Genomic DNA, 14,843 nt, shown 5'->3' on the forward strand with positions numbered 1-14,843 from the left:
GGCGCTGCCGATCATCGACGCCTGACGTCGGCGATCGGCACCCTTTCAGCGCGTGAATCCCGCCGAACGGCGGGAACCGAGACAGAAACGGGCCCGTGCCATTTGGCACGGGCCCGTTTGCGTTGACCGGAACCGGCGGCCGGACCGGCCGCGGGTGTCAGCTCAGTTGGCGGCCAGGGCACCGCCCGGCTTGCCATGCCGCTCGTCCGGTACCGCCGGCTCGTCCACGGCGAAGAGACCACCGCTCAGACGGCGGACTCGCTTCATGAACAGCGCAATGCAGATCAGCGTGCCCACCGCCGCGACGACATAGCTCGTCTGCAGCGAAAGGCCGAAGCCGATCGGCGCATAGGCCAGGTAGGTGAAGGTCGCCATGGTCATGAACGTGGCCGGGATCGACGTGATCAGGTGCGGCTTGCGCGCCAGCGCGAGATACATCGTCGCCACCCACAGCGCGATCACCGCCGTGGTCTGGTTGGCCCAGGAGAAGTAGCGCCACAGCAGAGTGAAGTCGATGTGCGTCAGCGCGTAGGAAACCACGAACAGCGGCGCGGCAATCAGCAGACGACGAACCCAGGGACGCTGGTCGATCTTCAGATAGTCGGCAATGATCATGCGTGCGCTGCGAAAGGCGGTGTCGCCGGATGTGACCGGCAGCACAATCACGCCAAGGATCGCGAGCGTGCCACCGATCGCGCCGAGCATGGTGGTCGAGACTTCACTGACCACGGCTGCCGGGCCGCCGGCCGCGAGCACGTCCGATAGCGTGTGGTCGCCGTGGAACAGGCTCATGGCCGCTGCCGCCCAGATCATCGCAATCACGCCTTCGGTGATCATCATGCCGTAGAAGATCTTGCGACCGTTGCCCTCGTTCTCGGTGGTGCGCGAGATGATTGGCGTCTGCGTGGCATGGAAACCGGAAAGCGCCCCGCAGGAGATGGTCAGGAACAGCAGCGGGAAGATCGGTGCCGCTTCGGGATGCATGTTCTGCAGGGAGAGCTCGGGAATCGGCGCGCCGGTAAAGATCATGCCGAGCCCGATACCCAGGGCGCTGAACAGCAGTAGCGCGCCGAAGTACGGATAGATGCGACCGATGATCTTGTCGATCGGCAGCAGCGTCGCCAGCAGATAGTAGGCGAAGATCACCATCGTGATCAGGGTCAACGACAGCGACGTCATGTTGGCCAGCAGTGCCGCCGGCGACGTGACGAAGACCGTACCGACCAGCAGCAGCAGTAGAATGGCGAAGCCGTTGACGACGTGCTTCATCGTCTTGCCGAGAAACTTGCCGGCCAGCTGCGGCAGGTGTGCCCCATGGTTGCGGATCGAGATCATCCCGGTGAGATAGTCATGGACCGCCCCCGCGAAGATGCAGCCGATCACGATCCAGAGAAAAGCCACGGGGCCATAGAGCGCCCCCAGAATCGGTCCGAAAATCGGTCCGACACCGGCAATGTTGAGTAGCTGGATCAGTGAGTTGCGCGTGGTGTTCATCGGCAGGTAGTCGATGTTATCGCGCATCGCGAAGGCGGGCGTCTGTCGCTTGCGGTCGGTCACGAAGACCCGCTCCACGAATTTCCCATAGGTGAAGTATCCCGCGATCAGCAGCAGGATCGAGACAATAAATGTGATCATGTGAGGCCTCTGGAACAGAGAAGACGCCTTGTGGGCGCTCGGCGAGGACGTCGCTGGGCCGGTTGCCGGCCACAGACCCGTAAGTCAGGCTGACAATCTACGAAGGTCGCTAACAAAAATCAGCTAGACTTTAGTGGCTTAGACTTTGGGATGACCGAGCGGAAAGCCGCGCCATACGCGGGTTGTGTGTCGATAAGATCTCGCGCATCCTAGCGTTTTCCCTCAAAACCTTGTCGCGCTTTCGCTGCCCATGACCGTCTCTCGCAAACTGTTTGCCGTTTCCCTCGGCCTGCTCATGGCCTTCATGCCGACCTACCTGTTGGCCGCGTCCGACGACGCCGGCGTGCTCGCGCGTGTCGACACCGTACAAGCGCCCACGGCCGGCTCGCTGGCCTCCCTCGCCCCCGATGCCGACCCGTCGGTCCTCGCACTCGGCCTGGCCACCATGCAGTGTGCCCAGCGCAGCGGCGTCGGCATCAGCGCCGACCGTCTGGCGATCATCGACTACAGCCGTTCATCGCTGACGCCTCGGCTGTGGGTCTTCGATCTGAGCGATGAAACGCTGCTGTTTCATGACGTGGTCGCGCACGGCCAAGGGTCGGGCGGCGACGTTCCCGATCATTTTTCCAACCGTGAAGGGTCGCACGCTTCCAGCCTCGGCCTCTTCTATACACGCCAGACCTACCAAGGCAGCAACGGATATTCGCTGCGCATGGAGGGGCTGGAGCCGGGATTCAACGACGCGGCGATGCAGCGCGCGATCGTCATGCACGGTGCGGCCTATGTGGACCCGACACGCGGCGAACGCCAGGGCCGCCTCGGCCGTAGCTGGGGCTGTCCGGCGCTGCGCCCCGGCATCGCCGGCGATGTCATCGACGTGCTCAAGGATGGCCAGTTCGTCTTCTCCTATTACCCTGAGCGCGACTGGCTGACGCGTTCCGCGCTCGCCCGTTGCGGCCAGGCACGTGCCCAACGCGACAGCGATGTGCAATTGCTCAGCGCACGCTGAGACGAGCCGCCCCCTGCCCCTGTCGCCATGGCGGCTGATCCGCGGGCACGACAAGGGCGCAGTCCGAACGTAGCGGACGCGAGCCACGCAGACGACGATCATCAAAGGTAGATGCCGGCAGCCTTGAGGGCCGGCAGACGGCAACCGAGCCAGGCGATCAATTCAAGACGACGGGGTAGTAGCGTGATGGAGCACCGGCAGCGACTGCAGACACGACGCACCATGCGCCAGCGAATCACCCGGCACCGCGGGCTCATGGCGCTACTGCTGCTGCTCGCCTGGCTGCCCACCGTGGCACTCGCCGTGCCGTTCTGGGGCGACCGCTACTCGAGCCCGGTGGATACGCCGCTCGATCAGCTTGCGCCCGGTGCCTGGATCTGGGGTGGCGATGATCGTCGTGCCGGCCCGATGGCCGTGGTCGTGAGCCTGACCGAGCAACGCGCCTATGTCTATCGCAACGGCATTCTGGTCGGCGTGACCACCATCAGCAGCGGGCGCGAAGGTTACGAAACACCGACCGGCGTCTTCAGCGTGCTGCAGAAGGATGCCGATCACCGCTCCAATCTCTACGGCAATGCGCCGATGCCCTATCAGCAGCGCCTGACCTGGGACGGTATCGCGCTGCATGCCGGTGGCCTGCCCGGCTATCCGGAGTCCCACGGCTGTGTGCACCTGCCGAGCGAATTTGCGCGACTGCTGTTCGAGGCCTCCACCCTGGGCATGACGGTCGTGGTCGCCGAGGAGGGCCAGGCACCGGTGTCTCGCGTCCATCCCGGCCCGCTCAGCCCGATCGACCTGCACACCGGCGACGACGTGGACGTGCCGCGTCTGGCCGACGGCAGCCACTGGCGCTGGACACCCTCGGCTGCCGACAGCGGCCCGATATCGATGGTGCTGAGCCGTAGCGACCGGCTGCTCGTGGTCTACCGCGACGGCAAGGAGATCGGGCGGACGCGGCTGGAGCTCAAGCAGCCGGGGGCTATGACCGGCACCCGCGCCTATATCGTCGCCGCGGGCTTCCGCCCCCCCGCCGAAGACACGGTGGTCAACGGGTACGAGGATACGATCGAGATGCCCTCGTGGATCGCCATCGGCGTTCCCGGCGCGGAACACACGGCCGGCGAGCGACTGCCCGACACGCTCGTCAACCAGGTCGTCATTCCCGATGCTTTCAAGGCCAGAGTTCTGCCGCTGCTGGCGCCCGGCACCGTACTGGTTGCCACCGACGCTCACCTGAACGGCGGCAACGGCGGCGAACCGCTGCGCATCATCGATAGCGTCGGCCCTCGCACCTGGCTGGACGATATCGTCACGGAGATTCATCGCGATCCAGCGTCGACGCCGTAAGAAGGCGTGCCCGTCGCGCGTCGACGGGCCCCTGCATCCACCGACAGCTCACGGCTGGCGACACGCCACTGCGACGTAATTTCACTGGGCCATCTCGAGACATTGGCCTATCGTAAAAACCACGAGTGGATCGGCCGGCCACGAGCGATTGCGGGTCTGAGATCATGCGGCGGCCGGACGCGTTTCCCGAAGCTCTCTCCAGGTTGGGAGGTGACCATGTTCAAGTCTCTGCTGATTCCTATCGACGGTTCCGAAGACTCTCATGTAGCGCTCAATGTCGCCTGTCAGCTGGCCGCGCCGATCCAGGGCAAGCTTCATCTGCTGCATGTGCGTGATCCCTATCCGCAGCTGCACCGGGGCGAGATGCTCAGCGTCGAGGCGGCGATCAAGGCCGCTTCCGTGGAAACCGCGTTCGCCGAGGGACGCAAAGTGCTTGATCGTGCGCTCGACACCCTGCCCTCCTTTCCCGGCTACAACGGCGAATTCGACACACACATCAAGCAAGGATCGCCGGCCAAAACCATTGTCGCCGAGGCCGAACGGTTGAAAGTCGACGCTATCGTCATGGGAAGCCGCGGCCTTGGCCAGTTCAAGGGCCTGATGATCGGCAGTGTCTCGCACAAGGTGACTCACGTCGCCAACTGCCGGGTTATCTGCGTGCACGAAAAGCCGCGCGAGCATGCGACCCAGGCACCCCACGAGTTTGTCGACTTCGACTGACCTAAAAGCGACGCCCGCCTTGTCTTCCTGGCTGACGGTCGCCATGTTGACTCGGTAACGCAATCTTCAGGAGACTGCTGATGGCCGGTGGATGGGCAAAGGACGGTGCGGTGCAGGATCAGATCGACAGCACCGTGGAAGATGGCATCAATGAAGCGCGGCGCCACCTGGAACGCCAAGGGCCAAGCCTCGCGATCTGCGAAGCGTGCGAGGCGCCGATTCCGCTTGCCCGTCAGCAAGCCGTGCCCGGCGTTCGCCTCTGCATCGAGTGCCAGGCCGAGGCGGATCGCCATCAGCGCCAGCACAGCAACTATAACCGCCGCGCCAGCAAGGACAGCCAACTGCGCTGAGCCGGCGGGCTATCCACGTATGGGCCATCGGTAATGGCGACGCCCTTCTTCCTCATAACCGACAGCACGACTAATCGATAGCGCGGCTAACCGATAGCACGGCTAATCGATAGCGCGGCGGCGTCATGGCATCAAGCAGGCGTCTTGGCAGGTACCGCCACGGCATGCAAATAGGCCAGCAGCTCGCCGAGCACCTGACGCTGCAGCTCGCTTTCTCGCAACGCGATTTTTTCACGACGCAGCGTGTCCGTCGTGGCGGTCGCCGTGGGCAAGCCGAAAACGGCTTCGTAGTCGACCAGCGGGAAAAACTGCTGCTGTAGCTGGCGATTCTCCGCTGCGTGGTGCTCCATGATCGAACGCGCCAGCGCGGGGTCGACGAAATCCGCCTCTCGACTGAACAGGGCGCTGCCCGGGCCCAGCTTCGCCTGCAGGAACTGCTTGAGCGCATCGTCATGAATATCACGAAACAGTGCCGGCTGCTCGACGAGCAAGCGACAGAGATAGGGATTCCAACTGAGATTGCTGCGCGGACCTGCCGGCTCTAGCGTCGTGGATGGCACACCGAGACGGCTGAAGAAATCGCTCAACAGGTCGCCGCCACGCAACGCCTCGGGCATCAGTGGCCTGATCGTGACATGCTCCCGCCCGTAGAGGCTGCCGAATGCCTGACCGATCGCCAGGTAGTGAGGGTTTCGCTGTTGCCGTGCCTGCTCGCAATAGGCCTCGAAGCCCTTGCCCTCCTTGAATCCCCACTGCTGCCAGGCAGCCAACAGATAGTCATCCTGGCGCCGGATGTAATAGATGACCTCGACCTCATCGAAGGCATCGGCCAACAAACCATGGAGCTGGCGACCGATCGGCTGCATCAGGTGGTTGATCAGATTCTCGGCCGAGATCACTAGGGTGACATCGCGTAGCGAGGGCGTTTTCCGCCATACCTGCAGGCGCTTTTCCAACTCGCCAAGATCCCCGGATGCCTTCAACCGGCGGAAGAGATCGCGGGGCGTTTCCGCCCGCGCCTCGAACCCTGCCTCGCCCGGTAGTCTCAGATGATGGTCCGGCACGATAATGCCCTGATCGGCCAGTACCTGACGATTTCTGACGATCGCGCGCTGAATGCTGGTGGAGCCACACTTGGCGTGCCCCGGATGTAAAAAGAGCTTCATCTTGCCCCCATCGGCAGCCGGTATTGTCCCAAACCAAGATGTAGGGCAGCGCCGTTTCAAACACAACCCGATAGCCCGGGCCCGGTACCACAAACAGCCGTTTTCACGAAAAACCCCAGACGTCCCTCGCCAACTACCCGAGCCTGACCATACGACAGGCAGAACTTGCTAGCCCCTGAGCCCCTTCGGGGGCCGCATGCGATCGCATCGTGCGATATCGAGCCTGATCCCGATGCCGGCCACCTGCCCGTGGCCAGAGACTGACAAGTTCCATGCCAGCCATACGCAAAGGCTAAGTCGAATGAAGGCGATTAGGGTATGACGGTGATCGCCTATTTAGCCGCGCCATGCCCCCGCCCGTCGTTATACCGGGGTCAGAGGAGCGCTCCATCAGGCATGCCAAATCCGTGTTTTGTTAGCCGTTTCTCGCTATACAAAGCGAAAAACCAGCGTTTTCGGCAACCGCAGGATTTCCCCGAAAGTGGAAAAAACAGTCGTTAAAATATGAACTAAAATTAGTCTTACATTTTGTTTTGCGCGCGCTGAAAAGCCTGATAGCCTAGTGTCTATCGAAAGCTTTACCGTCGGTTTTCTACCATATATTGATTTTCACGCTGCAAATTTTGCAGTTGTGGTACCCCATCAGCTGCGGACTTACAGCCGTCCGCCTCCGAGGTTCATGGTCGCGATCCCGCGATCTTTGGCCCGGTACGCACAGGAGACCTCGTGTCGAATGCCGCGTACCGGGCGTTTTTTTACACTCGGCGCCATACTTTTAGGCTTGTGGGATATCAACGATTCGCCGGCTTGCCTCAAACAGATTGAAAAAACTCATCCATTCAACCGCGCCGCATCAATTATTACTCATGAACCCATAAAAGATACAACGACTTATCCCTCTCGAAAGGCATGACTCCCTTGATACCAAGCGCGGAAGACGGCAGACACACGATACCAAGTGTTAACTTTTCTCCGGGAGCATGCTAAATCTGTGCTTGTTGGCACCGCCCTGCTCATCGGCGGTAGCCGGCACCAACAGGAAACAAGTGCTGGTGATCCTGATCACACGACCGAGCCCTGTTTCCAGAGACACTCGATTTCTGATGAGATGAGTCCCGAGTGAGACTTGTTCAGACAGTGCGTCCTGGAGAGAACTGCGCGATGCGATAGCACGGCGGTGCCCCTTTCCCGCCAGCCAGAGTCGCGAACGATTGCGGACTCGTTGCCTCCCTCAGTGAGATGATGACACCGCGACACCATCGCTTTCAGCGACCATGAACCTCGAACGACAGACCACAACGCGACCGGCCGGCAGGCCGTGCTATCGTCCTCGAGCCCGCGCTACCGTCAACGGTACCGCGGGCCCTTTTTATTTCCGCCTTTATCCCCGCCGCCGCGCCGCCGGTCGAGATCCGCAAGCAGGACGTCACAATCGTTCACCTTTACCGACTTACCTTACGACCGAAAGCCCGCCATGATAGCGGCATGACTCACGCCCCGGGCGTCGGGTCCTGATTCATGGTCTTTTCATGGCGAGTTGCCAGGCTCGATATCGAACACCGATATCGAGCCTTTTTTATGTGCGCAGACTTGACCGGTTTTTCCAACTTCGTCCCCAAGGGGACTCTCATGATCAGGGTTATGTTCATGCCCACGCGCCCTTACCGGGCAAAAGCTGACCCGGCTAACAATATTCGTCTACAGTAGGGTTTCCGCAGGCAAGATGCCGCACCACAAATGCTTCGCAACGATGACCAGCGGCCCCTGGTGTCACTCTCTTCCTTACCACGCCCGTTTTCCGAGCCCGATACTGCCCCATGACAGATGATGAAATTCCCGCCGACATCTCCTCGAGACATCGAGAGTCTCCAGCCGAGGCGCCGCGCGAATGCCAATCAGCCAGCCCGACAGCTGCGTCTCCCGCATCGCAAGCACCGCCGAAATCGGCAACTCGAGAACACGGTTGGCAGGTTCTCGCCATCCTGAGTCTGTTGATGGGATTCGCCTCGATCTCCACGGACCTCTATCTGCCAGCCATGCCGGCCATGCGTCACGATCTCGGCGCGGGCAGCGGCATGATCGAGCTGACGGTTTCCGGCTATCTCGTGGGCTTCAGCCTGGCCCAGTTGGCCTGGGGGCCAATCAGTGACCGCTTCGGTCGACGCGTGCCGATCGCGATCGGCCTGGGGCTATTCATCCTGGGATCGGCGGGCTGTGCACTGGCGGATAGCGCCTCGGCACTGATCGGCTGGCGTCTGGTACAGGCCGTGGGCGCCTGCGCCAGCGTCGCGCTCTCGCGCGCCATGGTTCGCGATCTCTACGCCGGCGCAAGGGCCGCACAGATGATGTCGACCCTGCTCACGGTAATGGCGATCGCGCCCCTGCTAGGTCCCATAGTCGGCGGACAGATCGAGGCGATCGCCAACTGGCGCGCGATCTTCTGGACGCTGGTCGCGGTCGGCATCGTCGCCCTGCTGGCGTTGGCAACGCTTCCCGAGACACTGCCGAGCGACCGCCGCAGTGAAGAGGCGCTGGGGCGCGCACTGAGACGCTATATCGAGCTCGTAGGCAATCGCCGGCTGCTTGCCTACATTGGCGTGGGCGGGTTCTACTATGCCGGCATGTTCGCCTACGTGGCCGGCACGCCCTTCGCCTATATCGACTATTACGGCGTCCCTTCCCAGCTCTACGGGCTGCTCTTCGGGGCGGGCGTGCTGGGCATCATGGCGACCAACATGCTCAATGTGCGTCTGGTTTCCCGATTCGGCGTCAATGGCCTGCTACTGGTCGGTACGGCTGCCACGGCACTCTGGGCGCTGATCACGGCAGTCGACGCCCGCACGGATATTTTCGGCCTCTGGGGCATCGCCGTGCCGTTGTTCCTGTTTGCATCGATGTCCGGTCTGATCATTGCCAATGCCATGACCGGCGCGCTGCAGGACTTCCCGCATCGCGCCGGCGCGGTATCGGCTCTCGTGGGGGCCACACAGTACGGCAGCGGCGTGATCGGCTCGGCGCTGGTCGGGCTGTGGTCAGACGGCACGCCCTGGTCGATGGGGCTGGTGGTAGGCATCAGCGGCGTGGGCTGTCTTGCCTGTGCCCTGGCCGTCCGGCGGCTTCACCACCCCCGCCCCCAGCAAACGCCTTAGCCCTGCAACAGGGCTTATCGTCTCCACCGAACTCTCAGCGAGCGCGATCAACGGTCGAAGCGGATAACGACCTTGCCGACGTGATGGCTCGCTCGCAGGTAACGATAGGCTTCCTGGGCCTGATCCCAGCCGAAGACGCGATCGATGATCGGTCCGATGGCATTACGTTCGATGGCGCGATTCATCGCCTCGAACATCTCGCCCGAACCCACCACTGTGCCCCGAACCACGGCGCCGCTGGCCAGAATCGTCAGCGGATCGATCTCGCCCTGCCCCAGCACGCCGATCATGTTCACCAAGCCACCACGACGCACCGCGGCCAGCGATTGCGGCAGTGTCTGCGGCCCACCGGTCTCGACCACAAAGTCGACCCCGCGCCCGCCGGTGAGCCGGCGTGCCTCCTCGCCCCAGTTCGGCGTGGTGCGATAGTTGATCCCCTCATCCGCGCCAAGCGCCCTTACGCGCGCCAGCTTGTCATCGCTCGAGGACGTGATGATCACCCGTGCCCCCGCGGCCGCGGCAAACTGGACAGCGAAGGTCGAGACACCGCCGGTACCGAGGGCGAGCACGGTATCGCCGGATGCCACGGTCTTCAGGCCATGGAGCGCATTCCACGCCGTCAATGCCGCACAGGGCAAGGTGGCAGCTGCCTCGAACGACAGGGAATCGGGAATGGCGACCAGGCCGGACTCCTCGAACAGACGTTCCTCGCAAAGCACGCCATCGACCGGCCCGCCGAGGGCGGTCTGCATATCGGCATCGACGACCTCGCCACGCGTCCAGCCCTGCATGAAGAGTCCGGCGACGCGATCACCGACCGCGAAACGCGTGCAGTCGGGGCCAACATCGACGACTTCCCCGGCGCCGTCGGAGAGCGGCACGCGGCTGCCCCCTTGGCCGTAACGGCCATCGGCGACCAGAAAATCCCGATAGTTCAATGAAGCCGCATGCAGACGCACCCGCACCTGGCGACGTGCCGGCAGCGGGCATTCTTCGTGGCGCTGCGTCAAGCTCTCGATGCCCGCACCGGGCTCGATGACGTAAGTCTTGCTCATATAAAGCTTCTCCGTGACGTTACCGCATAACAGCGGATCGCATGCCGAAGCCGCCGGCAGAAAATCTCCGCAACGGGGGCATGCCATGACGCCTGGAAAGATAGCAGGCTTACAAATCCCCGTCTTGGTCATAGGTACTGCCAGCGGGCGAGATACTCCTCCTCTATGACGACAGATACGACAACGCCGCCCGAAGGCGGCGTGAGGGAAAGCCAGCAGCGCTGTCGGAGGATGTCGCTCAACCGGTCCGAGATTCCAGGAGGTTGGCTTCGCTCATGATCTCGGCAACCACCGCCATCGCGACCTCCGCTGGCGTGCGGCTACCCGTGATACGCCCGGCCGGCATGTGGATACGATCGATTTCGGCGTCACTCAAGTCGCCAGCCTGCCGCCAGCGGGCGACACGCTCGCTGGCGGCCCGCCGCGAACCCAGAACACCGATGTAGAACGCCGGCGTACGGCTTGCCGCCACCAGCACCGCATCATCCACGGCGGCATCGTGGCTGACCGCGATAACCGCTGTCGTGGCGTGGCAGCAGCGTTCGGCAATCACCTCTGCGGGCGCCGAACTGATCACCTCGACGCCCTCGAGCGCAAAGGTCTCGCAGACCTCTTCCCTCGCGTCGCACACCCAGACCTCGTAACCGAGCGCCTGCGCAAAGCGCGCCGCGGGTGCCGTAAACGGCGTGATACCGGCGATCAGCAAGCGTACCGAAGGCCCGAGACGCACGCTGACCACGTGAGCCCGCAACTCCACGCTGGCACCGCCATCGGCGTGATCCGGTACCATCAGCGACTCGCCGCTATCGATGTGGATCTCACGAATCAGTGCGCGCTCTCCCATCAGTACCGCGTGCATCGCCGCCAGCTGCGTCATCAGATCCGGGGTCGGATCGCGACGCTCGATCAGCACCGTCACCCTGTCGCTGCACGGCGAAGCCTCGCCTGACGTCACGTCGGGCATCAGGGTCACCAGGCGCGCGGTGTCTCCCTCATGCGCTCGCTCGTGCGGGTGGGCGAGCCGCGCTTCCGCCCAGCCTTCGGAAATGGCACCGACGCCATTGCCCTGCGCGTCCACGACCCGCATCGCACCCGGCGGACGTGTCATGGGGCCAGCGGCATTGACGACGGTCATCAACCAGATCGGGCGTTCCTGCTCGAGCCAACGCACCGCCTGGGATACAACCTGCAGATTCAGCTCTCTCATAGACTCTTCTTGTGGCTCATGACGAAAACCTGCGGCAACGGCTCCCGTTCAGCGCTGCCCGTCATGAGACAGTTTCCGGAGCCTGCTACTCTAACGCTGCAAAGGCAGCATGATTAGCGACTTTTATGAGATAGACCTATGTATCAACTTCATGAGTTCTGCTGTCCGCCTGGTTTCTGCCGCTTGCCATCCCAATCTTGCCACCCCAATGGCACATTGATTTACACCACATCGATTTACCGTCCTGCCATCTTGCCCCGTGCCATCAGGCCCCTCTGCTATATTGGAGGCTATTTGTCTCGGCAGAAGGAACGCGGCCATGTCGAACCATCACAGCTGTCTCGTCAAACACTTCCAGTCTCATGCACGGCTCGACGAACAGGACATCGACCTTTTGTCGCGACTGGAACGCTCACCGGAAAGCTTCGGGCCAGAGCAGGATTTGTGGCGTGCCGGCGACAAGCCGGCGGACGAGCTTGCCGTCATGAGCCAGGGCTGGGCCTATAGCTACGTGGATCACCCTGATGGCAAACGAACGATCAACGACGTCTATCTGCCGGGCGATATCATCGGCCTGCATGAATATGCGTTGGACAGTCACCAGACTTCGGTCAAGGCACTGGAGAAAAGCACCATCTGCCGCTTTCCCCACAAGCACCTGGAGACCATTTTCGAGGCCTCCCCAAAGTTGACCAAGATGTTCTTCCGGGTCGCCTGCCTGCAGCAAAGTATCCTGATCAACCGGACCCTCAACACCTACCACCAGGCCGCCGACCATCGCATCGCCCATTTCGTGTGCGAGATTCATGCCCGGCTTTCACGGACCAATGCCGATCTTTCCAACACGTTTCGCCTACCGCTGACGCAAGAGCATCTGGGCAACATCCTCGGACTGACCTCCGTGCACGTGAGCCGAACCATCGGCCAGCTAGCGGAAGAGAGCATGCTGTTTCGCCAGCGCAACCGCATTACTGTTCCCGACCTCGAAGCGCTCAGGCACTTTACCCGTTTCAATCGTACGCACTACTGACAAGACAAATCGCCAGGCCAACGCGCGGCCGAGACGATACATCGCGGCGCCCCGACACCGAACGCGATGGACTCGACGATCGATCGAGGGCCAAAAGACAAACGCCCGCTCGGCGAGAGGACTCGCCGAGCGGGCGTCGGGGACAGCGGCGACAGCAGGTCGCCGCCTAGGTCATCCGGTTACTGATAGACCGGGAACACGCTGGCGTCGCCATAATCCTTGATGGTTTCCATGCCCTCGAGCACGGCCATGTCCTCATCCGAAATCTCGAAGTTGACGCCGGCATTATTCTGCATGTGGGCCGGGTTGGCGGTCTTCGGCAGCGGAAGCAGCCCCAGCTGAAGGTCATAGCGAATGCACAGCTGCGGCACCGAGACACCATACTTATCAGCCATCTTGGTGATCTCTTCATTCTTGAAAAGCTCGCCATGGCCCACCGGTGAATAGGCCTCGACCAGCATGCCCTTGGCCTGGGAGTACTCGATCAGTGCCTTGGGCGTGTTGCTGACGTGAACCAGAATCTGGTTGACCATCGGCGCAACCTTGCAGGATTCGAGGATGTTGTCGATATCCGCCTCGGTGAAGTTGGAAAGCCCGATTGCCCGCAGCTTGCCCGCCTCGTACGCTTCCTCGAGCGCGCGCCAGGCTTCCTGATTGCCGAGGAAGAAACGGTCGCTCTGACCGAACTCACCCCACGGCTGCGGACTATGGATAATCATCATATCGATGTAATCCAGCCCCATACGCTCCAGCGAGCCATTGATCGCTTCCACCGCGCCCTCATACGACTTGTACTGCGCCGCCAGCTTAGTGGTCACGAACAGCTCCTCACGCTTGACGCCAGAAGCCTTCATCGCCGCCGCCACTTCGGCCTCATTGCCGTAATCCTGCGCGGTATCGATATGGCGGTAGCCAAGCTTGATCGCCTCTTTCACCGCCTGCTCGGCATCAGGCCCTTCGATCAGCCAGGTACCGAGACCGAGCTTCGGGATTTCGACGCCATTGGCGAGGGTAAAGGTCTCTTGCAGGATCATGATCGTCTCTCCTTGCTTGACTAGCGATGTCTACCTCGGAGTTCATGACGGCCCCAAAGTTCCGCCAAACCGTGCCCCGAAGGACCTCGCTACGAACTCATTCCAAAATGATAGACAACGGGATGCGACGCCGCCGAAGCGACAAAACGTCACCCCAAGAGAGAGAGAGGCAACGGGAGACGCCGCTCACGGCTTAGCTCGCATCGGAACTGTGTCGAAAAGCCGGCGCGATCAGATGGTCATGCGATGCTGTGGTGGGCCCAGTAGGACTTGAACCTACGACCAAGGGATTATGAGTTCGCTTTTAAAGCAATAAGCTACTGATACTCAAGGAAAAGCGACGGTAATCGAGCGAAAGGTACAGTTCTTTGGAATCAGTAACTTAGCGAAGTTTGAGGATAACACACGAAGCTGGTGTGTGTACTGCTAGTGTACCTGTTCAGGGTGGATGCGGGTGGATGCATGGCGTACTTTCTGTGCTATCCTGTGGTTACTGTGTAACACATGAGGATGGTGTCATGAGCGATGCTACCTTCACCTTTCGGGTCGATGAAGGCCTGAAAGCAGAATTTGCCAGTGCAGCCAAGGCTCACGATCGTACCGGGGCACAGCTTCTACGCGACTTCATGCGCAACTATGTAGCGCAACAGCAGGAAGCGCAGGATTATGATGCCTGGCTGATTGCCAAGGTGGAGCAATCACGGGCCTCGGCAGAAGCTGGTAATCTGATACCTGCCGCCGATGTGGAAGCCAGGTTTGCTGCGCGCCGTGCGGCTACCCGTGATCGCCTGGCGAAGTCTAAATGATGGAGCTGGTCTGGACGCCAGAGGCGATGCAGGATCGTGACGACATTTACGAGTACATAGAGCTAGAGAATCCGCTGGCAGCCTTGACGCTGGATGAACTGTTTTCAGAGAAGGCGGCACAGCTGGTAGGCCACCCTAACAGTGGACGTCCTGGCCGTGTTCCTGGGTCCCGAGAGCTGGTTGCTCACCCCAGCTATATGTTGGTCTATGACGTTGTGGGGATGCAGGTGCGGGTACTGAGCGTGGTGCACACAGCTCGCCAGTGGCCGCCTTCTCTGGGATAAAAGCTAACAGAGAACCATGCCGGGCTCATGGGCCTCACTCCTTATAATAAC

Annotated in this window: 13 protein-coding genes; 8 read left to right on the forward strand and 5 right to left on the reverse strand. The window is 61.6% G+C overall.

Annotated elements, in window-relative coordinates:
- Positions 1 to 162: 162 nt before the first annotated feature.
- The gene (locus MC381_RS15745; protein ID WP_251978712.1) at positions 163 to 1,635 is read right to left on the reverse strand and encodes a carbon starvation CstA family protein; all 1,473 of its coding nucleotides are present in this window, start codon (positions 1,633 to 1,635) and stop codon (positions 163 to 165) included.
- A 250-nt stretch (positions 1,636 to 1,885) separates the two neighbouring features.
- Here MC381_RS15745 and MC381_RS15750 point away from each other — a divergent pair, with 250 nt between their 5' ends.
- From MC381_RS15750 to MC381_RS15765, 4 genes are all read left to right on the forward strand, one after another.
- A complete protein-coding gene (locus tag MC381_RS15750) occupies positions 1,886 to 2,644 on the forward strand; it encodes a murein L,D-transpeptidase catalytic domain family protein (RefSeq protein WP_251978713.1) in 759 nt (252 codons plus the stop codon).
- 222 nt (positions 2,645 to 2,866) lie between these two features.
- Positions 2,867 to 3,991 (forward strand): L,D-transpeptidase, encoded by a 1,125-nt coding sequence (locus MC381_RS15755; RefSeq protein WP_251978714.1) that lies wholly within the window; start codon positions 2,867 to 2,869, stop codon positions 3,989 to 3,991.
- 216 nt (positions 3,992 to 4,207) lie between these two features.
- Positions 4,208 to 4,711, forward strand: a complete 504-nt coding sequence (locus MC381_RS15760; RefSeq protein ID WP_251978715.1) for a universal stress protein — start codon at positions 4,208 to 4,210, stop codon at positions 4,709 to 4,711.
- An 80-nt stretch (positions 4,712 to 4,791) separates the two neighbouring features.
- A complete protein-coding gene (locus MC381_RS15765) occupies positions 4,792 to 5,061 on the forward strand; it encodes a DksA/TraR family C4-type zinc finger protein (protein WP_251978716.1) in 270 nt (89 codons plus the stop codon).
- A gap of 131 nt (positions 5,062 to 5,192) precedes the next feature.
- On the opposite strand, the gene MC381_RS15770 is transcribed toward MC381_RS15765, so the two are convergent.
- Positions 5,193 to 6,227 carry a hypothetical protein gene (locus MC381_RS15770; RefSeq protein ID WP_251978717.1) on the reverse strand — a complete coding sequence of 345 codons (1,035 nt, stop codon included), beginning with the start codon at positions 6,225 to 6,227 and terminating at the stop codon, positions 5,193 to 5,195.
- Positions 6,228 to 8,044: 1,817 nt separating this feature from the next.
- Here MC381_RS15770 and MC381_RS15775 point away from each other — a divergent pair.
- Positions 8,045 to 9,376: a multidrug effflux MFS transporter gene (locus MC381_RS15775; RefSeq protein WP_264297452.1), complete on the forward strand. Its 1,332-nt coding sequence runs from the start codon at positions 8,045 to 8,047 to the stop codon at positions 9,374 to 9,376.
- A gap of 47 nt (positions 9,377 to 9,423) precedes the next feature.
- Here MC381_RS15775 and MC381_RS15780 read toward each other — a convergent pair whose 3' ends face one another.
- Both MC381_RS15780 and MC381_RS15785 read right to left on the reverse strand, forming a co-directional pair.
- A complete protein-coding gene (locus tag MC381_RS15780; RefSeq protein ID WP_251978719.1) occupies positions 9,424 to 10,431 on the reverse strand; it encodes a zinc-dependent alcohol dehydrogenase family protein in 1,008 nt (335 codons plus the stop codon).
- Positions 10,432 to 10,669: 238 nt separating this feature from the next.
- Complete coding sequence (locus MC381_RS15785) at positions 10,670 to 11,638, reverse strand: XdhC family protein (protein ID WP_251978720.1); 969 nt, start codon at positions 11,636 to 11,638, stop codon at positions 10,670 to 10,672.
- 319 nt (positions 11,639 to 11,957) lie between these two features.
- On the opposite strand from MC381_RS15785, the gene MC381_RS15790 reads away from it, so the two are divergent.
- Positions 11,958 to 12,668: a Crp/Fnr family transcriptional regulator gene (locus tag MC381_RS15790; protein WP_251978721.1), complete on the forward strand. Its 711-nt coding sequence runs from the start codon at positions 11,958 to 11,960 to the stop codon at positions 12,666 to 12,668.
- Between the two features lie 179 nt (positions 12,669 to 12,847).
- Here the strand turns inward: MC381_RS15790 and MC381_RS15795 are convergent, their stop codons facing one another.
- Positions 12,848 to 13,702 (reverse strand): aldo/keto reductase, encoded by an 855-nt coding sequence (locus MC381_RS15795; RefSeq protein WP_251978722.1) that lies wholly within the window; start codon positions 13,700 to 13,702, stop codon positions 12,848 to 12,850.
- A 518-nt stretch (positions 13,703 to 14,220) separates the two neighbouring features.
- On the opposite strand from MC381_RS15795, the gene MC381_RS15800 reads away from it, so the two are divergent.
- Positions 14,221 to 14,508, forward strand: coding sequence for a CopG family ribbon-helix-helix protein (locus MC381_RS15800; RefSeq protein ID WP_251978723.1), 288 nt, complete (start codon positions 14,221 to 14,223; stop codon positions 14,506 to 14,508).
- Positions 14,505 to 14,792 carry a type II toxin-antitoxin system RelE/ParE family toxin gene (locus MC381_RS15805; RefSeq protein WP_251978724.1) on the forward strand — a complete coding sequence of 96 codons (288 nt, stop codon included), beginning with the start codon at positions 14,505 to 14,507 and terminating at the stop codon, positions 14,790 to 14,792. Before MC381_RS15800 ends, MC381_RS15805 begins: the two co-directional genes overlap by 4 nt.
- The last annotated feature ends 51 nt before the right edge of the window (positions 14,793 to 14,843 follow it).

The organism is Salinicola avicenniae (genome assembly GCF_023736115.1).
GTDB lineage: Bacteria > Pseudomonadota > Gammaproteobacteria > Pseudomonadales > Halomonadaceae > Salinicola > Salinicola avicenniae.